The 26,840-nt window shown below is 35.5% G+C and carries 16 protein-coding genes and 1 tRNA gene; 5 read left to right on the top strand and 12 right to left on the bottom strand.

From position 1 onward, the window contains the following. Positions 1-224: 224 nt before the first annotated feature. Positions 225-1,304 (bottom strand): endolytic transglycosylase MltG, encoded by a 1,080-nt coding sequence (gene mltG, locus EL194_RS01855; RefSeq protein WP_003774702.1) that lies wholly within the window; start codon positions 1,302-1,304, stop codon positions 225-227. A 30-nt stretch (positions 1,305-1,334) separates the two neighbouring features. Further along, positions 1,335-1,556: a sulfurtransferase TusA family protein gene (locus EL194_RS01850; RefSeq protein WP_003774700.1), complete on the bottom strand. Its 222-nt coding sequence runs from the start codon at positions 1,554-1,556 to the stop codon at positions 1,335-1,337. Between the two features lie 479 nt (positions 1,557-2,035). Between EL194_RS01850 and EL194_RS01845 the strand changes: the two genes are divergently transcribed. After that, positions 2,036-2,464, top strand: a complete 429-nt coding sequence (locus EL194_RS01845; RefSeq protein WP_003774694.1) for a NanQ anomerase/TabA/YiaL family protein — start codon at positions 2,036-2,038, stop codon at positions 2,462-2,464. 73 nt (positions 2,465-2,537) lie between these two features. After that, positions 2,538-3,548 (top strand): acyltransferase family protein, encoded by a 1,011-nt coding sequence (locus EL194_RS01840; protein ID WP_034886696.1) that lies wholly within the window; start codon positions 2,538-2,540, stop codon positions 3,546-3,548. 40 nt (positions 3,549-3,588) lie between these two features. On the opposite strand, the gene EL194_RS01835 is transcribed toward EL194_RS01840, so the two are convergent. From EL194_RS01835 to EL194_RS01825, 3 genes are all read right to left on the bottom strand, one after another. Then, a tRNA-Arg gene (locus EL194_RS01835) sits at positions 3,589-3,665 on the bottom strand. A 177-nt stretch (positions 3,666-3,842) separates the two neighbouring features. After that, positions 3,843-4,280: a GNAT family N-acetyltransferase gene (locus EL194_RS01830; protein WP_003774689.1), complete on the bottom strand. Its 438-nt coding sequence runs from the start codon at positions 4,278-4,280 to the stop codon at positions 3,843-3,845. Between the two features lie 120 nt (positions 4,281-4,400). Next, positions 4,401-10,904 carry a hypothetical protein gene (locus tag EL194_RS01825; RefSeq protein ID WP_003774684.1) on the bottom strand — a complete coding sequence of 2,168 codons (6,504 nt, stop codon included), beginning with the start codon at positions 10,902-10,904 and terminating at the stop codon, positions 4,401-4,403. An 877-nt stretch (positions 10,905-11,781) separates the two neighbouring features. On the opposite strand from EL194_RS01825, the gene EL194_RS01820 reads away from it, so the two are divergent. Genes EL194_RS01820 through EL194_RS01810 form a run of 3 tightly spaced genes read left to right on the top strand, consistent with a single transcriptional unit; the run spans position 11,782 to position 14,546 of the window. Next, on the top strand, positions 11,782-12,459 hold the full coding sequence (locus tag EL194_RS01820) for a response regulator transcription factor (protein ID WP_003774680.1): 678 nt from the start codon (positions 11,782-11,784) through the stop codon (positions 12,457-12,459). Continuing rightward, positions 12,449-13,837, top strand: a complete 1,389-nt coding sequence (locus EL194_RS01815) for a sensor histidine kinase (RefSeq protein WP_003774678.1) — start codon at positions 12,449-12,451, stop codon at positions 13,835-13,837. The genes EL194_RS01820 and EL194_RS01815 overlap by 11 nt, the downstream gene beginning before the upstream one ends. Next, positions 13,821-14,546 (top strand): hypothetical protein, encoded by a 726-nt coding sequence (locus tag EL194_RS01810; RefSeq protein ID WP_034886693.1) that lies wholly within the window; start codon positions 13,821-13,823, stop codon positions 14,544-14,546. Before EL194_RS01815 ends, EL194_RS01810 begins: the two co-directional genes overlap by 17 nt. A gap of 14 nt (positions 14,547-14,560) precedes the next feature. Here the strand turns inward: EL194_RS01810 and EL194_RS01805 are convergent, their stop codons facing one another. From EL194_RS01805 to EL194_RS01775, 7 genes are all read right to left on the bottom strand, one after another. Then, positions 14,561-16,120: a DUF4240 domain-containing protein gene (locus tag EL194_RS01805; protein ID WP_003774673.1), complete on the bottom strand. Its 1,560-nt coding sequence runs from the start codon at positions 16,118-16,120 to the stop codon at positions 14,561-14,563. 132 nt (positions 16,121-16,252) lie between these two features. Continuing rightward, entirely contained in the window at positions 16,253-17,107 is an 855-nt protein-coding gene (locus EL194_RS01800; RefSeq protein WP_003774672.1) for an alpha/beta hydrolase, read from the bottom strand. Positions 17,108-17,188: 81 nt separating this feature from the next. Continuing rightward, positions 17,189-18,019, bottom strand: coding sequence for a tRNA 2-thiocytidine biosynthesis TtcA family protein (locus tag EL194_RS01795; protein WP_003774670.1), 831 nt, complete (start codon positions 18,017-18,019; stop codon positions 17,189-17,191). A gap of 84 nt (positions 18,020-18,103) precedes the next feature. Further along, positions 18,104-19,147, bottom strand: a complete 1,044-nt coding sequence (gene rlmN / locus EL194_RS01790; protein ID WP_003774668.1) for a dual-specificity RNA methyltransferase RlmN — start codon at positions 19,145-19,147, stop codon at positions 18,104-18,106. Positions 19,148-19,301: 154 nt separating this feature from the next. Then, positions 19,302-23,540, bottom strand: a complete 4,239-nt coding sequence (locus EL194_RS01785) for a SpaA isopeptide-forming pilin-related protein (protein WP_003774667.1) — start codon at positions 23,538-23,540, stop codon at positions 19,302-19,304. A 118-nt stretch (positions 23,541-23,658) separates the two neighbouring features. Further along, on the bottom strand, positions 23,659-24,651 hold the full coding sequence (locus EL194_RS01780; RefSeq protein ID WP_003774665.1) for a 2-hydroxyacid dehydrogenase: 993 nt from the start codon (positions 24,649-24,651) through the stop codon (positions 23,659-23,661). Between the two features lie 22 nt (positions 24,652-24,673). Then, positions 24,674-25,717, bottom strand: coding sequence for an AEC family transporter (locus tag EL194_RS01775; protein ID WP_013853332.1), 1,044 nt, complete (start codon positions 25,715-25,717; stop codon positions 24,674-24,676). Positions 25,718-26,840 lie beyond the last annotated feature (1,123 nt).

The raw sequence follows: 26,840 nt of genomic DNA, 5'->3' as shown, positions 1-26,840 counted from the left end.
TGTAGATCAATATTTTGTTAAACCAATCTATATATCATTAATTCTTGTGTTACTTACATATGTGATTTCTGCTGTATTGATGATACTCGACAAAAAAATCAAAAATCGATTGCCTAATTCCATAAACAACGGCTTTCTTAATTTTCGGAAGATGGGTAGATACGGTTTAGACTAAATTCAAAAGAGCAACCGCCCCTTAGGTGGTTGCTCTTTTGAATTTTGGGTTATCGATAGGGATCAACATATGTTTCCACATTATACTCATGTTCTGATAACGTTTCCGCAAAATAAACATCATGATGTTTCATATCACCAACAAAATAATAATACTGGTGTCTTTCCGGTTCCATTGCAGCTAAGAGTGCATTTTGAGATGGATTCATAACCGGACCAATAGGAAGTCCCAAATGTTGATATGTATTAAATTTAGAATCAATATCTGTATTCGATTCACATTGTTGCCAGGTTTCATATTCATACAATGCATAACAGACGGTAACACTGGATTGCAAGGGCATTTCCGATTGGAGTCGATTATAAAATACACCGGAGACCCGTTTCATATCATCAAAATTTTCGGTTTCAAAATTAATAATTGAAGCCAGTGTATAGATTTCATGGATCTTGAGTTTTTGAGTCTCAAATAAAGCTTTATGTTCTTGGTAAAACGCAAGGGTTTGGTCTAAAAGTCTTCGCGTAACCGCATCGACGGTTGTTTGAGTAAAGAAACGATAGGTTTCAGGGGTAAGATACCCTTCTAAACCAACATTTAACGAGGGGTTTAATACAGCTTCAGTTAAAAACGGATAGTCCTTGCTTAGGGATTTTAAGTACACTGAATCACTCCAAGCCGATAAAATATCATCTGCTTTGAGGTTGGTAATGTTCCCAATTTTAAACGCAAAATCTTTAGCCCAATCATTTGGGAGAAATGTGATATCAACTTCGCGTCCAACTTTGTTTTCTGGATTGGTTAATTGGGTTGCAAGTTCCTCATAGGTTGATGAACGATCTAAAAAATAATTTCCTGGCTTAATGTTTTGCGTTGTGGATCGTTGGATTGTTTTATTGAAAAATTTTTTTGAACGGACTATCCCTTGCCCTTCAAGACGCTCAGCAATGGTATCCAGGGTATTATCAGATGTAACCAGAAACACAATCACATCCGATTCAGACGTCGCTGGCTTTCGCAACGTATCGTGACTCATTTTAATACGTGCCCCACCTCTAACAAATACAATAAAAAGCAGCATCATCAATGCTGCGAGATAAACATAACGTTGTTTCTTCTCTAAATCTTTCATAGAACCCCTCAAGATTTTGATTGCGCTTCGTTATTGTTTTGCGGTAATCGTAATTTCCCACACACCAGGTATTACCTCATCAGGGCTGTAACGAAACCCCTGCGCATCACAATAAACACCAACGGCAGATAAAGTACAATGATGATCTGTAATCAATAAAACAGACTCTCCAGAACATAAGGCATCATATTCTTTTTGGAGTAAAAGCATTGGGTAAGGACAAATTTCGCCTAAACAATCAATCCGTTTCATATCATCATCTCCTTTTTTGTTTATAGTACAAACAGTTCACTAACTTGTCAACGTAAAACGCATAATTAGACAAATATACAGGTTGATTCATTCAAATAATGCGAAAAAAGCACTGCGTTGTCCGACACAGTGCTCTTTGGATGATTCAATCAATTGCAAAGAATGGATAAACTCTGCATTGGGAATGATTGAATAGAGGTTGAACATAAAGAACATCAATACACGACATAAATCAACCGCCGATTTATATGCAAGGGGATGTGCTTGATGGTAACGTTTTATGCTCACTATTATTATTATTTGAGAAGGTGTTTTTAATCTATTATGTTGAATTAAACTTCCTTCCCTATCAATATTCTACTTAAATACTTCCGTATTCAAAGCTATATGTCATGAAATACATAGTTTATGGCACTAATGCACAAAATTAAATAACACGATTGAAATCTTGTGTATGATGGTGTCAAGGAGGATTGAATATGATCTACGACCGTATCAGTAATGCACATTTATACCTTGGTTTAAGCTCAGAACTGGATGAGGTATTGAAGGATATACAGACAACGATTTCTGAGCCCTCATCAACTTTAATTAAAAACTTCATTAATTTTGAGACCGGTCTTGAAGAAGAAAAGTCTTATGAATTACATCGTGATTATTTTGATGTACATGTCATTTTAGAGGGTACCGAATATTTTAAAATGACACACAAGGATCAACTCATTCATCAAACCGACTATGATGAAGCAGGTGATATTTTGTTTGGAGATTGCGAAACACATTGTACTAAAGGTTCTCTACCACCCAAGAGTTTTGTTGTTTTCTTTGAGCATGAAGCACATAAGGTGGGTTATGACCTCGTAGGTAATAATCCCATTTCTAAAATTGTCTATAAGGTTCGTGTTTAACTGCTTCGGCAGTTTTTCTATTTCATAGACTTGCGGTATGAATCTTGTTATTATAAAGGAAATCGGAGGCTTTATGACTACACTTAAACAACGATACCTTTGGATCGATAATTTCAAAGGAATACTTATTATGCTGGTCGTATTTGGACATGGATTTGAATTTTTACGTCATGACTTCAAGAGTCTTCAGTTCATCTATAATCTCATCTATATGATTCATATGCCTGCCTTTGTATTTATTTCAGGGTATCTTTCTAAAAATATTCAAAAGGGACGTAATGATGCATTTCGCAACTTCTTTATTCCATTCTTTATTTTTAATACACTTTGGGCTTTGTTGAAGATGCTTCCAATTGGAATGCAAACTTCAGATTCATTACCTATTTTTAGTTTTCTAACACCCGGATGGGCAATGTGGTTTCTTCTTGCTATGTTTATTTGGAAGTTACTTTTACCATCATTGCTTCAAGTCAAAGATATCTTTGCTTTAAGCTTATTTATTGGCGTTATCGGAGGTCTTTTCACAGAGTTTGGGGACTATTTAACCCTGTCTCGTGTTCTTGTCTTCTTGCCCTATTTTCTTGCAGGGTATTTCACCTCACATCAAACTATTGAGGAAATCCAGTCACAACCAAAACGTTATCCTTTCCTTGTACTTACATTACTAATCATTGCGGCATATCTCTATACCTTTATCCTCAAACTTCCAGCGGAGTTTCTATGGGGAGATCGTTCGTATCATGAACTCTTTTCCACAATGGGATATCCAATGCTTTTAGCCTTAGTGCGTTATGGTCTTGGTTTTATGGGTATTTATGTTCTCCTCAATCTTGTGCCAGACCGTAAGACACCTTTTAAACGCTTTGGGAAGAACTCTTTAAATATCTATATGTTTCATACATATCTACTCGTACTAATGGCTCCGATTACATTTAACCTTGATAATCTCTATCTAAGACTTCTTCTTGTTTTAAGTTGGTGTGGTGTAATTCTTTATACACTCTCAAACAAACGTATTGTATCTTATTATGATCGATTCTTATTCTATATTTATCGGCGTCTCTTTAGACCTCAGGACCAATAAAAAAAGAACACCTACAGAAGTAGGTGTTTTATTTAATATTTGGCGCGCCCGACAGAAGTCGAATCCATAACCTCTTGAGCCGTAATCAAGTGCTCTATCCAGTTGAGCTACGGGCGCATTGTGTTTTTCAACATAATCCCTGTTGATGTTTCCTATTATACGCTAGGTTTTGGGAATATGCAATGCTCAAATATAAAAAACACCAAATTAGCAAATATACAAATTATCAGTATGCAAATATCGTGATTTTTATGGGTCAAATAGCAAGAAAGTGCTAAATAAGATTCTTGTTCGCTAAGCACAATATTCCATATCAATGTGTTCAATTCCATCTTCAACGACGATGGGTCCAATGGCTTTAAACCCTCTTTTCTCATAAAAGTTTTTAAGGGATGCGATTGCATGAATTTGTATCGGTTTATCTTTGAGGGTTGTCTTGATGGTATCAATTAGCGTTTGAACGAGAATTGAGCCCAGAGCTTGATTACGCAGTTTAGGCAAGATTAAAACACGTCCGAAGGTATTGAAGTCACCCGCGTCATAAACACGCCCATAACCGACTAAAACGCCTGCATCATCCCGAGCAAAAACATGAAGTGCCGTTAAATCAAAATCATCGATCTCTTGATAAGCACATTCTTGTTCAACCACAAAAACATCAATACGTAAGCGATACATCTCAAACAACTCTTCTTTCGTTAAATCTTGAAACCATTTCTTCTCAATATTCATAGAATCCCTCCTTCTTATCTTAATCTTACATGACAATCGTGAAATCTAGATTAAAATCATCAACCCATTCCATAAAAAAACACCCTTTATAAAGGGTGTTTTAAAATTACGCTAATCATTTTATTGATCTTCGTTTTTTTTCTTTTTATTCATAAGCATTAAGACAAATCCTAGAACAACAAGACCACTTGCAAGAAGTACTGGTGTACTATCTACTGCAATACCTGTTGAAGGAAGTGATGATGCATTTTTATCTGTGTTAGTTCCATTTCCTGAACCATTTTGAGATCCATTTGTAGAACCATTGTTTGAACCGTTATTTGATCCGTTATTCGATCCATTTCCAGAATTACTATCATCAGTAATATTTAAGTTAACATGTTTACTGATTGTTTTATTCATGCCAAATGTTGAAGGTGTTTCTTCATCAATAAAGTCACCATCGATTGTGTAGTTCAAGACCACATCATATTTACCAGGAGCAAGTTTTGTAATATCTGCTGTATGGTAATCAACACTTGCAAGTTCTGCAATTTCGCCTGTATCCAAGTTAATTACTTTACCTTCTGCACGTTTGATAATTTCTTTTTCAATCGTACCGTTAGCTTTGAATGCCTTGAATTCAGCCATTGTCATATTTAAGTCATGTCCAACAACTTGATAACGTGCTGTAACATGTCCTAGAACAGTAACTTGAACACCATTTGCTTCAAAGATGAAGTTATGGAATCCAGCTGTTGTAGGAAGTGCACTTACGAGTTTGATGTCTTTAACATCAACTGCATTACCGTTTGCGTCAAATGCTGTTACACCTGCTGCTGCGATAACACTTGCGTTGTTCATGTTTTTCATCTTCATGTCAAAGTTGTTTGCAAAGATTGTTCCTTGACCTGGAGTAATTGTTCCATGATCAAAGAGTGATGCATCTACCTTAATGTTTGCTGTATTACCAGCTGCATTAGTTGCTTCGAATTTAACTTTATGTTTACCAACTGTTGTAGGTAATTGTGAAATCACTTTGATGTCTGTAATTGGCGTAATGTTATTAACATCTGATACATCAAATGCTTCAACGCCTGAATTTGCAATAAATTTAGCTTCGTTTACATCATCAATAAGCATTGAGAAATCGTTAGCATTAATAGCAATTTTATTTACATTATCCACGATATCAAACACATGTGCTTTAACTGTGATTGATGAGCCTTTAGCTGTTGTGAATGTAATGTTGTGAACACCTGAAGTTGTTGGTAATGCTGATACGTTAATATCATCATTGTTTAATTGAACTGCAGGATCAACACTTAGGTCAAATGCTTTTAGACCTGATAATTGTTTTACGTTTGCTTCGTTTACATATGATAATTGAATTACAAAATCATGTGCATTAATTGCTTCATTATTTATAGGATTAATTTCATCGTATACATGCGCTGTTACTTCTTTTGAAGTTCCGGCTGCTGTTTCGAATTTAACAGGGTAATCTCCCACACTTGTAATTGAATGTGTCACTGTTGCGATTGCTACAGATACTGGAGTATTTGTCGTTACATCGAATGCTGCTGCGTCTGCACCAGCGATTAAGTTTGCATCATTTACATCACTTAACTTAATGTTGAAGTCATGTCCGTTGATTGCTTCTTTTGTTACTGAATCGATATCATCGAATACATGGGCTTTTACTTCTTTTGAAGTTCCTTTTGCCGTTTCGAATTTTACTGTGTGATCACCAACTGTTGTTGGTAATGGCGATACTACCGTCAAACCTACTGGATTTTTAGGTGATACACTAATGTCATATGCTTTTGCATCTGCACCAATGATTAAGTTTGCATCATTTACATCACTTAACTTAATGTTGAAGTCATGTGCATTGATTGCTTCATTATTATTATCATCAATTTCATCAAACATTTCTACATTTACAGTAATTGATACTTCATTTGATTTATTCTTAGCTGCTGCGCTATCAACAACATAAACTTTGAATGTGTTAGTTCCGTTATTAGCGAAATCTACACTATAATCATCTGATTGAAGTTTGATACCTGTTTGGCTTCCAGCTTCGACCATTGTCATTGTTAAGTGATTTTCAACAAATTCATCAAATGTTAATGCATTTGCTTTACCTTTTTTAAGGTTTAGATTAATTGTTGTAGGAGTAACGGTTAATACTGGAGCTGTTGTATCAACTACAGTTACAGTTACTTCTTTATTAGCTTTAAGACCTGTTGTTGGATCTGTTACTTCGAGCTTAACTTTATAACTTCCCTCTGTTGTTACATTTCCACTTGAGTCTACAGGAATTGAATCAATTTCGGTTGCAGTTATTTGAGCATCTGCAATTGCACCACCTAATTTATCAGTAGCAGTTACGCCGAATGCTGTTTTTAGGTTTGGTTTTGCAGAACCTAATTCTACTGTTTTACTTGTTCCTGTAACATTTAATGCTGGTTCATTTCCAGCTGTGTTAGGAATGAATTTGAATGTTGTAGTTCCTTTGGCTTCATTTTTAGCTGCATCAGTTGCAACGATTTCAAATGTATATTCACCAGCTGCATCAATTGCTGCGATCGCTGCTTTTACATCTGCTTGTTTTGTACCGGAAGCAATAGTTGCTCCAGATGCATTTTTAATTGTCCAAGCCTCAGTTACATCTGTTGTAGCATCTGTAACAGTATATGAAATATCTGTTGGTTGTAATGCTTTGTCTGCCGTTGGACCTGTGATTACTGGTTTATCAGTGTCTGTAATATAGAATATTGTTCCTGTATTTACATTTTCTCCTGGATTTATGTTTAATGAGATTGTCCCATCTTGAACAACATTATTTGATGCTACTACAAATGATTTACCTGAGTTATTTGTAAACTTAAGTGTGTAGCTATTACCAGTTGGTACTTTAGCATTTTCAATTTTAAAAATACCAGTTGAATCTGTTGCTGCAGTTCCATATGAGGTTGATCCGTCTAATAGTTCGACTGACCAATTATTTCCGTATTTATCACCTGCATCTGCGAGATTTTTATCCACAAATTGAACTTTTCCTTCAATATTAGAAATAAGTGAAACACCGCCGTGAATATCTGTTATTGATTTTTCACCAACTCCGGAAATATCACTTACAACGAATTCATCTGATCCACCTTTTGTTAACCAAGCATATTTTGTAGGTTCAGATGGATCTGCTACAAGTTTATTGTCACCAATTGTTACCGCTTTACCATTTTCAGGAAGTGTAACTCGAATCTTGTAAGTTTTGTAGTCAAGTGCCGCAAAGGCAAACATACCTACTTTAGATCCTGTTGCAGGTGATGATGTAGTTGTTGTTGTGCTTTCAACTGGTGTTACTAAATCATCTTTATCAAATAAGTCAATTTTAACTTGGTTTAAACCTAATTCTGACCCATTCAATTTTCCGTTTTCGTCTAAGTCAAAGTAAATCAACCCTTGAACTTCTCCGTCTTTTAATGGTTTTGTAGCTTTTACACTAGTTACAGGTAACTCTAAAGCTTTATTAATTCTAGTACCATTGTCTTCATAACTTCCACGAATTGCGATGGTGTTGTTTGCAAGTTCATCGTTTCGTGGCGTACCGAATGGTAAAATTCCTTGGAATTGCAGTTGCAATTTATCTCCAGGTTTAAACGTACTTCCATCTAGTACTAATCGTATAGATTTAATTTGAGCCTTATCTGCCGGCATAGTATCTACCCAACGTTCATCCCCAACTACATCATTTGCGTTGCTATCAAAGCGATCTGGGTTATATGTTAAGGCATATTGCACTTTAATATTTGATGTTGCTCCGTTGATTGTTGCAGTAATTGGAGCACCACTATAATTAATTCCATATTCTGAATTTCGAGCTCCACTATTAATAATAAATGAATCACCTAAATGAGGGAGTACCTCAATTACTTCAAACTTGTCAAAATTAGTTGTTGAAGTATTAGTTATTTCATATTTATAATCTACTGTTTTATTAACCATGGTAGTACTTATTCCACTACCTGTTAAAATATAATCGCTATCTAGCTCACCTTTTGACCATGATAGAGCCTGCACACCATCTACACGTTTAATTGTAAAGTTCTTTGCTGTTGTATAAACAACATTATTTTTTGATTTTATTGTATTTTTAATATTTGAATCTAAATTACTCTTGGTCATTCCACCCGCTAAGTTTTCTTCAACAAAATCAGCATTTTCTCTTGAACCAACACCAAACTTAATTGTATAATCCCCCGCTTCAATATTTGAACTTGTGAATGCAAGATGAGCATTTAAATATGCTTGTTCAGATGCTGAATACCCTTGGAGTGCTTCATTTTCTATTTCGTCCGTAAAGTAAATATCTTCTTGATCATTTAGAGATGCTTTTTGAAGGCTATGTCTAAAGCGTTCTACTCCTTGTTCGTACATCCGTGGATCATTTAAATGATTGGATCCGTCCGGAGCAAAAGACATTCCACTATTTAATGGATAAAAGTATGACTGAACATTAACTCCTTTAGGCACAATTACATAGATATAAGGATTTTTAATAGCAGCTCCTCCGGATGTCATCATGCGTACTTGCTGTGTTGTTTTTAACGATGTAACTGGTTGCGTTGGAAATTTAGACTCCCAATATGCAGTACCATTCAACACATTTGCACTTAGATTTGATGGATTTGACTGCGAACTTCCACTACCACCTTTTACTAAATACTTATCTGGAGCAACTGAACCCCAATAGTTTATAGTCTGTCCTTGGGTATTTTTATAGCTTAGAGACTTTGGACCGAAATTAACTTGTGATCCTTCACCTACACTTAAGTTTTCAAACGTAACAGTCGTGTAGCTCCAAGCACTAATAGTATTGTACTCGGTTGCTGACTCAAACTTAATCGAAGTAATATTAGCAACATCAGGCACAAGGAAACGCTTTGCAAATCCTGGTTCTCTTGGAATATTTACATATACTCCACTATTATTTACTTCATACGATACTTTATCAATACCTGAATAATCTTTAGTTAAAATCTCTCGTGGTTTAAAACCCGCTGGTACATTGGTAATATATTCAATATCTGTAATTCCTTTTGGTCCACTTGTTGCTCCAATTGTTAAATTTTGTACAACAGTCTCACCTATATTAACTTTACTACTCGTCATAAATCCTTTTTGCCAAAGGCTAGATGTGTGCTTCACATTAACAGTACGTGTAAATGTGAAAACGAGCTGAGTTCCATTATAAACTTCATATGTTGTGGTAACTGGACCTGCTGCTACATTGGATTGAACAAATGTATCTTCGTAGTATACAAAACTATCAAGATTTTGTTCGCCATATTCACTTACAAAAACGCTGTTATTATTTGTGGTGACTTTACCCGTAGCATCACTACTTTTGGAATTCAATCCCCCACTTCGATTTGTCATCACAGACATTACTCTACCATCATTGGGTGTTCGTTTAATGATTAAATTTTCAAAGTAAAGATTTTTGGCTCCTGATGGTTTTGTGATTGGTCTAAATGAACGGTTGTATAAATTAGTTCCAGCTACTTGGTCATAAGTATAGGCACCAGCTGTTTTATTCCAAGTTGCTACACTGGTAGGAGTCGCATTTTCTAAATCATTACTTACCCCTGTAACATTAATGGCTGCTGTTTCAATCGTCTTAGGTTCATATGCAATCGTTTTAGCTGAGTCAACAAACCCACTAAAAGTTGCTTTAAGTTTGTACGAGTCTCCATTTTGCGCATTTAGGCGTAAAACGGAGTCAAAATCGATTGTGCTTCTACCTGAGAACGGTTCTTTGAATACAACAGTGATTTTTTTATTAACTGGATCGTCACTAACCGAGGCAATATCAGTACCATGGTTAAAAGATTTTTTGTTTACAATGATTTTTGCGGCTGAATAATCAATTACTAATTTAGGTTGGTAAACAACAGTTGCAGTACTTAATAATGCTTCAAACTCTATGTTGATAGGATTAGTATCCTTAGCGTCTAAACTAATCGGAGCATTTAAACTTGTTAATACTTCCAACCCAGCCTGCCCTGCACGTGTACTTCCATCTGCCGAAGCTTTTGGTTCATCCACTACATCTTCATCGGCTTCATGTTCTTCCACTTTAGGTTCCTCTGCCTTAGGTTCCTCTGCCTTAGGTTCTTCAACTTTGGGCTCTTCTGCTTTAGCTTCTTCGATTTCAGTTACATTAACTTTAAAGCTATGTTTTTCATCGCGGTTTATCGCTTCAGCTTCACCTTCTGCTGCTTTGACCTCTTTTGAATAGTTTAGTTCAAATTCAACTTCGCCATTCTCAGATACAACCATTTCGTACTCGTCGGTTTTATCTTTTACAAGATCAAGTTTCTCTTTCTCCTTTCCCTCGTCTTTGAATACTTGTGATAAGTCATTAACTACTTTAGGCGTAGTCGGATCTTTATCTTCAAGTTTGATTTTTAAATCTAATGTAAGATCTTTGGGGTTTAGTTTTTTATTCACTACGATATTGAAGTCATCGTTTCCAAGTGGCGCATCATCAGCGAGTGCTGGTGCGATACCGAGTGATGTCATCATCAATACTGTAGATAATAAAGCAACTAAATGTTTTTTAATACCCTTCATATCTCATCCTCCTTCTAACACACGTCGCGTGTGTTTACGAAATTATCTTAAAGTCCGACGTGACTTTTGTGCGCAATTTGTCATAAACAAAAGCTTAAATGTTATAAAAAAATAGATGAAATATGTAGTTAATTAAGTGCATAATTTGAATATTAAATTTTTGTAAAAATTGATAATATCTACTTATAAATGGATATTACAACATTTTTGTTATTATAAAGGGATACGAAAAACGAATTTCCGTCTTCATAGTTCACTTAAATAACGAGTTCTTCACTCAAAATTCTAATACTAAATTCAAACAGCAAAACAAACAAACTTTTTTTGTTATTTTACATACAAAAACAAACCTGTATGTTGGCTTCTAAAAATATTGATTACACCGTTTACAATTGTATTTTTCATCCAGGTTTAAATACTAATCATTCCATAAAAACATGTGTACTTTCAGTTGTTAATACATTCTGTTTTTTATCAGTTTCAATCCTCCTAATACTCATAATTAATTTTTTAAAAAAGAATGTTTCTTTAAAACGCTCTATTTTTGCAATTTCAATAATTCATTAAGTGAAAGACTTATGATTATTAATACGCTACATTTCTCTTCCTAATGATCAGAGCTAATGTAAAAAATTATAAATGATTAATATAATTACAACCTTTTTATGTAATCTTGGATTAGGCTTAATTACCATTAGAAAATCATATGATATTAAATAAACAGTTCCTTATTTTGAATTTATTTGTTTATTCCATATTGTGAACCTTATACTTCCAATTTTTGATTTTTATTACATTTTTCAATGTTTATATAGCATTTTGAGGTCTTGTGTAGAAAATAAAGATAAAATATGAGTAATTTAAAAGAGGTAAATTTATGAAAAAAATATTATTTGTTGAAGATGATGTTGAATATTCTGATTTTCTAAAAGAAAAGCTTGAGAAAGTTCCTTATGATGTGGATTGTGTCTACAGTGGAATTGATGCAATGGAAAGTTTAGCTTTAAATCATTATGATTTATTACTAACTGACCTTGAATTAGATGTGATTAATGGTTTACGTCTTGTTGAGGCATCACGAAAAATGTCGCCAGGTACACGTTCAATTATTTTAACTGGAAAACCAAGCAACAGTACCGAACTCGAATCACTCAGACTTCATACAGATTTATATATTGAAAAATCAAAAAGCTTAAAGGTAGTTCTTCAGTATATTGCGAATATTTTAGATCGTGAAGAAGTCCCTATCACACACATCAAATTTTTAGCATCAAGCATTGAAAATATCATGATGGATTTGCGTCTTAGAAGTGTTTACAAAGACAATGTAGAACATCATTTAACCCCTACTGAATTCGGTCTTCTTGAATACTTTTTAAGTCATAAGTCTGAATTAATCACGCGCGAAGATTTACTTAGAGCTGTATGGGCTGAGGAGCCTACTCCTGAAAACATTCGTAAGGTTGATGTACATTTGAAGAACTTGCGAACCAAAATGAATATTTTTTCAATTGTCACAGTCCGAGGATGTGGCTATAAGTGGAATGAAGCATAGTAAAAGTAGCTTTCTTTTCGGAATCGCGCTCTCTATAGGCTATGTCGTTATAATAGCCTATTATGTTATAAATCTCAGCAACCTCCCTGCTCAATACCGGCTAGAGGAGTCTAAAGCTGTCGAAAAAATTGAAGCTGAAGTCAGCAAATCTGTTGATGATTATGCATTAACGAAAGAGAATCACTTTGGGACTCTTGCAGCACGGTATCCTCTTGATCTTCTTGTAATTGAGAATCAGAAAACCATCTATCAATCTTCAATAGCACTTGATGATAGAAATTTCTTCGACATTGTTTCTTCAAAAGCAGTATTATACGAAGCGAAAGGCAACTTGAATTCTCACGAAGATGATTATCAATTTTTTATACGTTTGTATAATTTCCCTGACGATATATATTTAATGCCTTTTCTAGCAAAACAAATAATTATTCTAAGCTTCTCGTTCATCATAATTACATTAGCATTTTTCTTTATTATGAATTCGCTTATACAACCATTAAAGAAAGCAAAAGTATCGCTCGAGCATCTTCAAAATTACGAATTTGATCAAATCAAAGCCAGTGATGATGTGATCAATCAACGTCTTTCTAATGTCTCATCTCAAATTGATAATGCAATGATACAAGCGTCACACCGTTATACTGACTTTGAAAAAGATTTAGAAATTAGTCGTCAACGTTTAAACAACGCTTTAGTTGTTTCACGTTCTTTCGTTCACGATTTAAAAACACCGGTGCACCAACAGTTGATGATTAATGAACTGGTAATTGATAACACTAATCCATCAGATACTCCATCATCTGTTGCGTCTATGAACATAAAACATAGCACCAAACTCATGGAACGTATTAATGAAATTCTAAAAGTATTAAACCAAGATAATCTTACACTGGAAAAAAATATTTCAAATTTTGATTTAATCGCATTAACTTATACAACCTTACGTTCTTTCGGACAAAGCTTTTCAAAGAAAGCTTTAATGATTGACATTGATGGGCCCGAATCGTTAAATATTGAATCCAATAAAGTTATTTTACAATTGTTGATTCATAATTTAATGTCGAATATCGGACATTACGCACTCCCTGAATCAACCGTTTTCATTTCTATTCGCGAACTTTCTCACTCGGTCGAAATGATTTATGAAAATGAAAGCAGTCTTAAGAATCTCGATCGCATGAAGAAATCCGAATTTCTATTTAACGTTCTAAATGAAGATAAAGAGCATCAACACAGTAGTGGAAATGGTCTCTTCCTAATTAAAGATCTCGCAAATTTGGCTCATGGATCATACAACCTCAAAACTAATAATAAGAATGTATTTATTACAATTACACTTCCAAAAGAACGTGGAGAACATGATGAAGAAACTCACTAGGTTATTTACTATAATATTTTTATTCGAAATTATTTTAGTACCTGTTTTTTCATTCGAAGATGAAAAGATTTACGATTCAGTTGAACATATTACCGAAGCTGGTCGATATCGTATTCGTATCTATTATATCGATGATGACGGGCTCGAACAATATGATATTATTACTCTAACAATAACTGAAGACGATTTAAAAAATACACCCAATCCAATCATAAAGTCTGTGTCAGAACCACAAACCGAAAATAAAAAACTTACCGATAGTACTGAGGTTATTGTTGCTTCTAACATAGAAATTACAATAGGAACCTTTAGTCGCCTAACAGATCAACGGTTAATCGACCTCGCGCACGTAAGAGCTTGGATTCAAGAAACCGGCGAAACAATTCCAATTACTGAAGTATTAAGAAAAGAAAGCGCGGATGGGATAACGGTCACTTTCAAGACGAGCAATCAGACTATGATTCAGATTAAAGTGTTTGAGGTCCCCGCAAAAAATGCAACATGGAATTCTATAAATCGTGATGCATCACTCGCTAGTCAAGTTGGGGCATTTGAAACGATAAATCCAAGATCAATCACGATTACTGTAATGGTTTTGTTATTAATTCCGTTACTTGTTATTATAGTGATATATCTCTATATTCAAAGACAGTTTAAGAAAGTTGATGAACTTTTATACCATGCATCAAAAAAAGATCGGGACTCTTAGGTTCTGATCTTTTTTTAATACAACAGATGATTTATCTTTATTGATTTTTGATAGGAATCCGTACTTATCCAATCTAAATGATTCTCATCAAAAGCATAAATAACCCCTTTTTCTAAACTATATAATTTTTTCGTAGACCGATCAATGATTACAAGCTTCTGTCCACTTTCAACACGCATCCATCCAACCAACATACGCTCATTATAGACAAGTGGGATGACATCATCAAATTCGAGGGGACACATTTTATGACTTTCAAAATCGAAGCAATTCAACCAGACGTGAAGTCCTTCTCTCAAACCAAAAATGCCTTCTTTTCCATGGATAGAAACTTCATTGTAAAATATGTTTGAATTGTGGGTAATAATTTGCTCGCGCTCGATTGAAAATTCATAGATACCACGAACAAAGTGAACTTTGTCCGAAGCATTTATTTTTCCGAATATAAATGTATCCTCATACCGAGTCAACATCCCTGCATTTAAAATCATTTTAAATGTTGTGTGTGTTAACGTACTGTATCGATAAATATCATATGACTTTGAATCATTGGTTTTAGCACAAAAATATAAATCTTTTTCAATCAAAATTGCCTTATTCAGTAATGTCATTGGCTCACTTAACTGTGGTTTTACCCGATTAATCGTATTGGCATTTATATTGTAAATCAAATACATATCTTCACAGCTTTGATTCTCATAGCCATGATCAACAAAAAAAACAAGAAACTCTTGGTTGCGGTCGACGTAAGTGACTTTTGTAATACATGTCGATTTATAAATATCATTTTTTTTCTTGGTATCAATATTAAAACGAACGATTCTACTTGTATGGGTAAATGGATTAACTGCACAGTAAAACAAGTGGTGCGCTTGAATCGTCAAAAGTTCCACAATTTCATGGAGCGATTCTTGGATATCAAAATATTCAGTACATACATTCCTAGCTATCTCAGTAAACTTTGATGCTTCCTTACTATTTTTATATTCTGCAAAAAAATTAGTATTAACACCCCATTTTTTAAGTAACTTCTCTACATCTTCCGAGGATAAATTTTTCATACCATAAAGTTCCATCGCTGAATTCATACGTGGAAGGACATTTGAAATATCCAGTAACGCATGTTCTGTGTTTTTGTAGTTTCCCCATTTTAGATTACGATAATAGTTTGGTGTCTCAACCCTTATGTCACCATATCCTCTTTCTCCCACAACATCAATTAACTGTGGGAATTGTGCATTTTTATATGGAATATATGTTACCACATCTCCCAACATATCTGGATTATCTAAGGCAGTACAATAAGCACCGTAGCCTTGACTTAAAACCCATAAGTTAAAGTTTCGAACGGTATCATACTCAATTGAGTCATTCACGACTTGACAGAGCATGATGGGCCAAACACTCTCATTTAAGGCTTCGAGATATCCATAAAAATATAAGTTAAAATTTTCTAAATCTTGGGGAGCCATGTTTTTAACATTTTTTTGGAAAAGGAAATAAAACAACGCATCATCATTCTGACTTTGATTTCGAATGGATGCAATAATTGCCCAAAAATTATTTTGATTCATAAACGTCTCCTATTTTCACGACTTCATCACGATTAATATATAAGATATTAAATCATTGGAATGAAGAATGTTATATAAGTTAAAGGTAATGTAATCAAAATGGTATTATTACAAAAAAATAGTCTTGAGAGACTATTTTAGAGGGGTTGTTCGATTGCTAAGCCAATCAATCGTATCTTGAATGACTTCCATCCCATTTGGCTCATCATATAGGACATGCCGCATGCCGGGATAGATTTTTAAAGTTTTATCCTTTGATTGAATTAATTCATAAAAAGACTCCGAAACATCTTTAGGAACGGTTGGATCTTCTTCTCCTTGCGCAATAAAGGTTGGATAGCGATAAAATTCACGTCGACTCATCAAATCTTCAGCCCCATCAATAAATACTGATCGTGCAAAACGAACGGTAAAGTACGATAAACGCATCGGATTTTTGCTGGTATACATATAATCTTTTTCCAGCGTTTCTTTTTTGATTGGATTATTAATTTCCAACGAGTCCTCCGTGAATTTCACAAGCATATCATCAGCTAATTTACTTGCCAGTTTGATTCCCAGTCGATTGGGACCTCGAACACCACTGACATAACCGACCGCAGGCCCAAGGAATACCTGTCCACTTAAGCTGTTTGGGTACTCAATACCATAGAGCGCTGAAACAAGACCACCCATACTAAATCCCAGGGTAAATAAAGGGATATGAATGTTTTCACGAGTTGCCATACGAACCATAGTGTGTAGGTCCGTAATATAGGTCTTATACGTGTCAATATCACCTTTTTCTGAAATGGTCTTGCCGTGACCACGCATATCGTAACGGTATACAGAGTAGTTGTTTTTATTCAGTTCACGTGCATATACATCATAGTCGCCCGAATGATTGGTGAATCCATGACACATGAGCACTACACCACGGGGATTTGGTACGATATCTTTAATATAAAAAAGAGAATCTGTATTGCTTACTTTTAAATAATCATACATGGTTTATCACTCACTTTCTTGATGTTCCTATCATATCACGAAATAAATGATTCGACTTCTATCTCACGGACCTTTCAATTTTTACTGTATATTTGGTTCGTTGAAATCATCTAAAAAATGATGTTGGGTTTCATCATCAAAATAAGAAATGACTTTATTAAGGTTCACGTTCTCAGTACTCCTGAAAATATTCGATTCAATAAATGGGTTAATGGCTTTGTATGTTTGGATAAACTGTTTTATTTCTTTACGTTTACTTTCTGTTTCATGATGCAGTTTTTCATCGCGTTCGGTGAAACGACACGCACATTGCAAGAATTCAAGACCCGTACAGTTGACCCACTTGATAATTGACGACTCACGAACTAAATACAAGGGACGAATAAGTTCGATATCTGGATGGCTTGTGGATTTAAGACGTGGCATCATGGTCCCAAATTGGCCCCCATAAAACAGATTCATGACAGTCGTTTCAATAACATCATCATAATGATGTCCCAAAGCAATTTTATTACAGCCTAATTGTTCTGCAAATTGGTACAAGTGACCCCTACGCATTCGAGCACACAAATAACACGGACTCTTTTCTATGTGATCTACATAGTCAAATATTTTCGCATCAAACATCTCAATATCGAGTTCCAGTTCATGTGCATTTTGGTAGATGCGTTGACGATTAACTTCATTATATCCAGGATCCATAACAATGTATTTAACGGTAAAAGGAACCTCTGAATGTTGGACAAGAATTTTGAAACACAGTGCCATGAGCATACTGTCTTTGCCGCCTGATATGCAAACTCCTATGCAATCATTGGGTTGAATCAGTTGATAATGTGTAATACCTTTCATAAATTTTGACCAAATATCTTTACGGTAGGTCTTGAGTATTATATTTTGATGTGTTGCCATAAGTAACTCCTTATTTTTGTATCAAAATTCTAACATAATCGTACTCAAAGAACCAAATAAAAACCGAGTTTTTTAACTCGGTTTTTATTGTTTACGTTGTTTTTCCACATTCGCCCGTAATTGTCCACATGCTGCATCAATTTCGCTTCCTTTTTCACGACGAATGGTACATTGAATTCCATTGCGTTTTAAGTAATCATAAAACTTAGCCGCTTGTTCCGGTTTTGTTTGACGGAACGGATTTTCATCGACTTCATTATAAGGAATAAGATTTACATACGCATTCATTCCACGAATAAGGGCTACTAATTCTTTTGCTTGAGCGATTTGGTCGTTAACGTTATCAATTAGAATATATTCAAACGTCAATCGACGGTTGCTTTTTGATTGATAGTATTTCAAGGCATCAAAGAGTTTTTCAAGATTGAACATTTTATTCACCGGCATGATTTCTGAACGGAGCGTATCATTTGGTGCATGGAGTGAAATCGCAAGATTCACTTGGGTTTGCTCATCTGCAAATTTTTTAATCACCGGCGCAACGCCTGATGTTGAAATTGTAATATGGCGCGCACCAATCCCTAACCCATGGTCATGATTCACAATACGTATAAAGCGCATGATGTTATCATAATTATCAAAGGGTTCACCAATTCCCATCACAACAATATGGCTTACCCGTTTATCTTGTTCATCCAAATGACGTTGCACAAACATAATTTGATTAACTACTTCAGCAGATGTAAGATTACGTTTTTTCTTCAAAAGTCCTGAAGCACAGAATTTACACCCCATCGCACATCCAACTTGAGATGTAACACATACACTGTATCCGTAATCATGCTTCATCATAACTGTTTCAATGAGTGCGCCATCACTACACTCTAATAAGAATTTTGTCGTTTCATCGGAAGCTACTTGTTTCATAACAACTTTAAGTGTATCCAATTCAAAGTCTTGTTTTAATTTTTCACGTAAAGAGATGCTTAAATCACTCATATCATCAAACGAGGTAACTCGTTTTTGATAGAGCCATTGGAAGAGTTGTTTTGCACGAAAACGCTTCTCACCATAAGATTCAAATAAATCTCCCATTTCATTTAGATCGTATCCATATATGGATTTCATATTTATCACCGTATCAAGTCTAGCATGACTAAACACTTTGTCATAGTTCCATCTTGCATAATTAGTACTTTTTTTCTCAAAAAAGATGGATTCACCCTAAAGTAAATCCATCTTGTGATAATTGTTAAGGTTCTTCTCAAAATCACAAGTGAAATTATTTAAAATTTCGCTTCTTTTTTTGTTTCCGATTGATCCACAACAACAAGCCGCCCACGATACTTGGAACAATACCATAGTGCCAAATTCCTTTTGGTGTGATACCGGTAGCAGGAAGTTTTTCACTTGGTACCGATATCTCCGGTTTTTGCGGTTTGTGAGGTGTTTGAGGAACCTCTGAGGTTGCTTTTGTGTTTAAGACATCCATACTCATCGAACGTGTTAATGTTACCTCCACAGGGTCTGTTAAGCGCTGATACCCTTGCGGGGCTGCTAATTCTTTTAACCAATAGGTGTCTTGTGCTAATTTCTCAAATTGAATGGATCCGGATGCATCGCTAACCCACGTTGCGATATCTTTAGACCATGAGCCATCCTGTTGATAATACTCTTTTTGCCCCTCATGGATACGATAAAGTCCAAACTCAGCACCCTTGAGTGTTTTATATGTCTGCGCATCACGTTTTACCAAAAGCAAATCAAAAGATTCCATTGGGTCCTCCTGTTTCGTATTTTTTAAAACAAACGATGTATCACCTGAGGTTACACCATCTTCAACCACAATAGATACGGGGTTTCTGAGTAACTCATAACCCTGAGGTGCTTTGAGTTCTTCGAGTTCATAAGTTCCTGCTTCAAGTTGAGAAAATTGAGTAAATCCTTTGGCATCGGTATTCATAACGGTTCCCTCAGAAGGATCAAGTCGCCAAGTCACAAAACCATAGTCATCCTGATGATAATACCATGTTGTTCCTTGACCCTTACGACTTAAGCGTAATACGGCATCTTGAAGCAATTTGGTATCATCTGCTGCATCAACTTTGTAGATATTGAGTGCGTGGTATTGCGTTCCGGGTGTGATTGGATCTGCCTCTTTATGATTTAAAACTTGTCGGGTGATCAGGGTATCATCCTTATCCGTTATCGTTATCGATTCTTTATAGGTTGCCGTTTCATATCCCAGTGGTGCTTGCACCTCTTCGATTGTGTACGTTCCCGGTTCAAGGTTCTCAAAGTAGAGGTGGCCATAACGGTCACTACGATGGCGTACCTCCCTCGTTTCCCAGGAAGTAATTCCATTTTCCGAATTATAATATTCTTTTTGACCGTCTTGGTCACGATACAAGACAAAGATAGCATCGCGTAAGGTGACACGAGGGTTATCCCCATCTAACTTAGTGATTTCCAAACGGTGGTGTCGTGGTACTTTTAGATTCTTGAAGCGTAAAGGCATCCCAGCCTCCTGCTTCACTTGAATGGATAACGGTTGGTTTTTTAACTGATATCCCTGTGGTGCTTCAACTTCTTGAATAAAGTAATTTCCTAATGGTACATCATTAAACGTCACGATACCTGAAGGTGTCGATACGCTTGGGTCCGCTTGATTGCGGTCTTCAGTCCATGTGCCATCGCCACGATAATAGTTACGCGTTCCATCGATCATATTATAGAGTAAAAAGGATGCGCCAGATAATGGTTGATCGCGTTCATCAACTTTTATAAAACTATAATCACGTGATGTATGAGTTTTCGTATTTGTGACGGTTTTACGTACAACAAGAGGTACAGTTGCTAGCTGGTCATCAAAATCAGCTTTCGTAATATCCACCGTCACATTCCCCTCATAACCATCCGGTGCTTTTACTTCTTGAACTTGATAATCTTGGTTTGGTTCAACCCCAATAAAAACAGCCTTACCCTTCTCGTTTGTTTCCACAATTGCATCAGCTGGAGGCGTTGTACTTTTTACCCATTTTACAGCCTGGTTCGAAATCGTGTAGTAGTAGGTATCGCCGTGTTCATCGTTTTTTGTTAGAACAAACTGTGCGCCTTGGAGTTTAATTAAAGGATTTGATGCATCAACTTTTTCAATTGCGATTGTACCATAAATAGTACGTACTTTTTTATAGTTTTCAAATTGGTATTCAACTGGTGTCACCGCAGCATTTTCGACATGGATGATGCGAGGTTGGGTATCCACCACGTAACCTTGAGATGTCTCTACCTCAAGCAAAACATAATCCCCCTTCGGTAATTCTTTAAAAAGAATATCTCCAGTTAACCCGTCCGTTTCAATTACCGCCTTGGGATCCGTTCCAACAGTCCATACAACGTTCTGATCTTTCACAGCATAATAGCGACCTGTTTGCATGTTATATAGCTTAAAGCGAGCCCAAAGTGGTGCTATGAACGGTGTGATGCTGTCATCATCTTCAACCCCTACTTTGGAAAGTTGTAACTGATTGTCTGCATCCATTTGTTGATTAAGAATTGTTTCCATATGAGGGTTATCCTGCTCACTCAGAGTAATCTCACGGATTGTAGAGTTCAACACATGACCCTCTGGTGCGATAATTTCTTGAAGGTAATACGTTCCAACTTCTAAATTTAAGTCAGTATTAAATCGACCTTGTTCCGTAAACAACACATTTTTTTCATCAGCTTCTTGTGTCCACACAGTCTCAGACGATGATGAACTTGTGCTGTAGTAAAAACGATGATTCTTATCTATTTTGAAAAGTAAGAAACCTGCATGATTCAATAAATCCCCCTGTTGATTGTGTTTATTGATGTTGAAAAGGACTTTTGGCTTGGGTGTCTTCTTATTATAAACGTGAGTTTCAATGACTCGACCTGAAGATTGTGTAATGGTCACTGGCACTCCCTTACGTTGAATGCCCTTATGATCAGGGTCAACAATCACTTCTTCATCGATAAAGCCTAGGTCATAACCCGTGGGAGCTTCCATTTCAATCACATAATAAGGACGCGTGCTCGGAATTAATCTAGGAAAGGCAACCAACCCATCCGTTCCTGTCTCTAGCACTGCCGCATCTTCTACATCTTCAACCCAATCAACAACGTTGTTGCGAATACGATAATACTTGAGCTTGTTACCGAAAACCATCCCTAAAGTTATCCTAGAACCAGCCAAAACATGGTTTGGATCATCTTGATCAACTTTTTGAATTTGAATGGTGTGAAGATTATCAGTTTGTGGTGGAATCATTGAGGATAACCATGTATTGGGAATAAAGACATGAGTGTTATTACCACGTTGGTGGTAATCAACCACAAAAATTTGACCATAAACATTCGCACCGCTTAACACAACACTTGCCTTCGGTGCAAAGATTGTTCCGAATACATCGTCATAGGAAATGATGTTATTTTCTTTGCTGATTTCATCGCTGTCTAAGTGCAAGCTTCCATCAACATCCAAGCCACTATGCATAACTGAAATTCCACGCGGTGCAAAGAAATCACCATTTTGATTTTTATCGTTATAAAAATCTGTTAGTTGAGTAGCTTCAGGCATGTAATGAATGATTTTTGCACCATGTTCAGCAATCTCCGAACTTCCACTGGGAAGAGTATGTTCAGCCCCGCCTTTATTGGACATAAAATTACTGTGATGGATCACTTTTTTCGCGTATTCTGGTTTTCCTTGAACCATACGGTACGATGTAATAATCACCTGTTCGATATTTTTATTATTAATTACGGATTCATAATCAAAGCCAAAATCAGAAATTAAAACCTCACCCTTCTCATTGGGTTCAATATTAACAACCAGAATTTTAGCGTTTTTTTGTGAAGGTTGAATATTATACTTAACTTGCTTACCATTGACCCACTTTCCACCAAGCGTTTTACCATTTGATTGACCCAATGATTCCACCAACGGTTTCATCGTATCAGAGGTAAGTTTAACTTGCTTATCAAAGCCTAAAAACAATTCCGTTGTTCGAGATGTCGGCAAATATGATTTTTGCTCTGCACCTAAACTTGGTGTACCATCGGCATTTTTAAAAACTTGATCAGGCCATGTGAAATCATCCGTAACTAATTTCGAATTAATCAGTTGACCCGAAATATTTGTTTTTTGAATTTGCGGTTGTACGTGCGCATTTAAATTGCGCACTCTACCACCAATCAGTAAAGCAAGTGGCTCCGCATTTTCAACCAAAGAAAGTGATGCTTCGGCACCATAGGTAAAAGACATCAAATTAGTCGGTAAACTCGAATCACGACGAACGGCAACAGGTCCGGTAACAAATGATTGTCGTGCTGAGTGGTATCCTGACAAAACGATGCTGTAATCAAAGGCATCTTTCATTTCACTGTATTCTGTTTCTGTAACTTCAGGTGGATTATCTGCATAAACGGGAGCTATGAATCCCGATGATATAAATACTAAAAACGCCATTAATGCTACGCTTAAATTTTTCCCCATAAAATCCTCCAATATTTAAGAACATGGTATCATGATACCTTGAACTTTAAATGATAATTGCATTTAATCGTTATCGTTAGTGGATAAAAAAAACCGTCTTACGACGGTTTTAGTAAATTTAAGCTAATTGATTCTTTGATTCACCTTTGTCGATAAACTCTTGAAGGTTTTCATATGAGTATTCGACCATATTACTTACAGCTTCATCAGTATATGAACCAACATGTGGGGTTACAAGAACGCGTGGATAAAGATTATTCAAACGTGTTTGTAATTCATCAAACGCTTCTCCTGATAAATCCTTATTAAAGTATTTTGTTTCATTTGCAAGAACATCTGCCGCGAAACCTTGGATTTTTTCAGATTCAACAGCATCAAGAATATCATTAATGTTTTGAAGTTCTCCACGTGAAGTATTCACAACAATAACGCCATCTTTCATTTGAGCAATTTTCTCTGCATTCAAGAATTCATCATTTGACCCCTTGAAGTAAGGCATATGCATCGAGATGATGTCTGACTCTTTTAAAAGTGTTTCAAGATCTACTTGAGTACATGTATCTCCAAGATAGTCTTTTTCAACAACATCATAACCAATAACATTGGCACCAACACCTTTGAAGATTGTAGCTGCGGTAAATCCGATTTTACCTAAACCAATAATCCCAACTGTTGATTTACGAATTTCTTTACTAAACATAAAGTCATCAATTTTGAAGTTTCCTTTATGTGTATTGTTTGCAGTGTATTGAGTATGACGTGCAAGTGTTAATGAAAGTGTTAATGCTAATTCAGCAATTGCATTAGGTGAGTAGAATGGTACATAAGCAACTTTTAAACCAAATTCTTTAGCAGCTTCTAAATCGATATGGTTATATCCTACAGTACGTGTTAAGACATACTTAACGCCATAATTTTTGTAAATTTCTAAATTTTGGCGATTTCCTGGGCAATTCCCGCGAAGCATTACTGCCTCACAACCTTCTGCCATATGAACTGTTTCGTCATTTAGCATTTTTTCTGTTAAGACTAAGTCAAAATTGAATTTTTCATTTAACTCTACAAAGAATTGTTTTTCTACTGGTCGAACACCGTAGCATAATAGTTTCATTTTAAATCTCCTTTTTTGATTCTTAGATAATTCCTACGCCATGTAATGCTGTAAGAATAACTAACCATAAAATGATTGCAACAATCGATAATACTGTAGCAACAAGTGATGCATTTGACGAGAATAATGCTTCTTTATCAAAATTAATTGCATAACTTACGGCAACGGTTGCAGGTGGTGTTGCAAGCATGATGATTACACCAGTAATCGCAACGTAGTCTAAAGGTAAGAATCCGATTTTCTTGTAGAAAATCATGATAAGTAGCATAATTGCTGGAACAACAACCAGTTTTCCAAATGAGTAGATCCAAACATTAACGTCTTTAGTTGCATCTTTAAGTGAAATTTTTGCTAATGTCATACCGATTGCTAACCATGCAAGTGGTGATGATAATGATGCTAAGTAACCAACAGCTTTCATGAACCATGGAAGTGTCACATCTAAACGTAAGAATGCAACTGTCTTAGCAGTTTCACCAGCGCCTACAGTTACTTGTGGCAGGCTTGCTTGGAACATCCAAATTAAGAATCCTAAGAATGTAGCAATAATGATTGGGTTAAGAATAATTTGTTTTAAGTTTTTCTTCTCAAATTTTAAACCTGAGAATAAGATATAGCCATATGAGTATAGGAATACACGGTATGCTACATTAAATAAGTTTGCGTAAAGTGCTCCTTCATTTCCTAAGAAAGCTGAAATGATGGGAATACCGAAGAATGTTGTGGATCCAAAGATTGTAAGTCCACGCATTGCATCAAGTTTATCACCTTTATATTTAGCTGTATAAGCTAATGTGATAAGAATTAAGAGTACATATGCCACAAAACCAAAGATGAATGAGTTTAAACCAACAGTAAATGTTTCAGGTTTAATATCTGTCATAAATGCTTTAAATGCTAATGCTGGTAACGCAACATTAAGTAATACTGCAGTTAATGCTTTTGATGCATCATCTGTAACTTTATTTGTTTTCTTTAGGTAGTAACCTAAAAGGATGATTGATATTGTTGAGAATATCGCTCCTAGAAACGCCTGATCAGACAGGACTTGTTTTATAATATCCATTAAATTCTCCTCCGTTAATTGATATTTCAAAAAGCACGATTGCTTCCCCTGTGCTTCTTGGTATAAACATAATACTCCCATAACGTGCACTTATGGAGAGATAATAAAAAGTATTATAGACTTTTTGCGATAAATATAAAATATTATACCGGTATTCAAACAAGTATGTGAAATACGGCAGTTTTTTTAACAATGATTATGTTAGGAATCAAATGTTTATATCAATTTCTTTCACTTCCAATTAGAATCCGCCAAAAATCAGAGAACATTGAGTATATAAATAAGATAAACTATTGATTCACACATTAAGATATAAAATTTACTTATGACAAAATCTAAATTATCTATTCTAAATAACATACTTTTATAAATTCAGATATCAGCAAATTTACGACAATACAGAGATTTTTTAAATAAAAGACGTCAAGTTATTATAATTTGTTTATGTAATTTTTTTATGACAGTCAGAAAAAAAAGTATATTCTACAATATCTAGCGTTAGTGTCGATGGGTACACTTTAGATGACACTTTCTTAATAGACATGCTGTAATGCAAGAAAGCAGGGAACCTAGTAGGACTAGAAAAGATATTGTGTGGATTTCAAGAAGCAAATCGTTGAGCTTTATAACAGTGGCAAAACCATCCTAAATTTCGAGCGATAGCACAACCTTCATGCATCTGTGATCTACGGATGCATGAAGAGCTCAACAAGAGTGGTTCATTAAAGGCATATGAAAATAGAACTCCTGAAGAGAACCGACGCATTGAACTTGAGAAAGAGAACAGGCAACTCAAGATGGAAAATGATATTTTAAAGCAAGCGGCGCTGATAATGGCACGAAAGTAAAACTCATCCGGTCAAATCGCCGTAAGTATCCCATATCAGCAATGCGCAACATTCTAAACGTTATTAGACAATACGTTTATATATACGTGGATTCAAGTGAGAAAGTTGATGAATACGCCGAGAAAGTCACAAAAGTATTCTATGACAGTCATGTAATCTATGGAACACGAAAAATAAAGGGAAAGGGGGTATTGACCTCGAAGAAGTTATTTTATCCTTTAGACATATATCACGAATCAAGTGTGACAATCGCCTAGTATCGGTTTATACAACAA

The sequence above is a fragment of the Erysipelothrix rhusiopathiae genome (assembly GCF_900637845.1).
Classification (GTDB): Bacteria; Bacillota_I; Bacilli_A; order Erysipelotrichales; family Erysipelotrichaceae; genus Erysipelothrix; species Erysipelothrix rhusiopathiae.
Note: the sequence above shows the minus strand (reverse complement) of the source record. Positions and strands in the feature narration are given on the sequence as shown.

Bases quoted from the DNA above. Each gene is read 5' to 3' on its own strand.
- rlmN (WP_003774668.1), bottom strand. From the start codon at position 19,147: ATGAAATCCATATATGGATACGATCTAAATGAAATGGGAGATTTATTT.
- EL194_RS01800 (WP_003774672.1), bottom strand. From the start codon at position 17,107: ATGTATGATTATTTAAAAGTAAGCAATACAGATTCTCTTTTTTATATT.
- EL194_RS01840 (WP_034886696.1), top strand. From the start codon at position 2,538: ATGACTACACTTAAACAACGATACCTTTGGATCGATAATTTCAAAGGA.
- EL194_RS01815 (WP_003774678.1), top strand. From the start codon at position 12,449: ATGAAGCATAGTAAAAGTAGCTTTCTTTTCGGAATCGCGCTCTCTATA.
- mltG (WP_003774702.1), bottom strand. From the start codon at position 1,304: ATGAAAGATTTAGAGAAGAAACAACGTTATGTTTATCTCGCAGCATTG.
- EL194_RS01825 (WP_003774684.1), bottom strand. From the start codon at position 10,904: ATGAAGGGTATTAAAAAACATTTAGTTGCTTTATTATCTACAGTATTG.
- EL194_RS01775 (WP_013853332.1), bottom strand. From the start codon at position 25,717: ATGGATATTATAAAACAAGTCCTGTCTGATCAGGCGTTTCTAGGAGCG.
- EL194_RS01820 (WP_003774680.1), top strand. From the start codon at position 11,782: ATGAAAAAAATATTATTTGTTGAAGATGATGTTGAATATTCTGATTTT.
- EL194_RS01845 (WP_003774694.1), top strand. From the start codon at position 2,036: ATGATCTACGACCGTATCAGTAATGCACATTTATACCTTGGTTTAAGC.
- EL194_RS01795 (WP_003774670.1), bottom strand. From the start codon at position 18,019: ATGGCAACACATCAAAATATAATACTCAAGACCTACCGTAAAGATATT.
- EL194_RS01805 (WP_003774673.1), bottom strand. From the start codon at position 16,120: ATGAATCAAAATAATTTTTGGGCAATTATTGCATCCATTCGAAATCAA.
- EL194_RS01810 (WP_034886693.1), top strand. From the start codon at position 13,821: ATGAAGAAACTCACTAGGTTATTTACTATAATATTTTTATTCGAAATT.
- EL194_RS01830 (WP_003774689.1), bottom strand. From the start codon at position 4,280: ATGAATATTGAGAAGAAATGGTTTCAAGATTTAACGAAAGAAGAGTTG.
- EL194_RS01850 (WP_003774700.1), bottom strand. From the start codon at position 1,556: ATGAAACGGATTGATTGTTTAGGCGAAATTTGTCCTTACCCAATGCTT.
- EL194_RS01785 (WP_003774667.1), bottom strand. From the start codon at position 23,540: ATGGGGAAAAATTTAAGCGTAGCATTAATGGCGTTTTTAGTATTTATA.
- EL194_RS01780 (WP_003774665.1), bottom strand. From the start codon at position 24,651: ATGAAACTATTATGCTACGGTGTTCGACCAGTAGAAAAACAATTCTTT.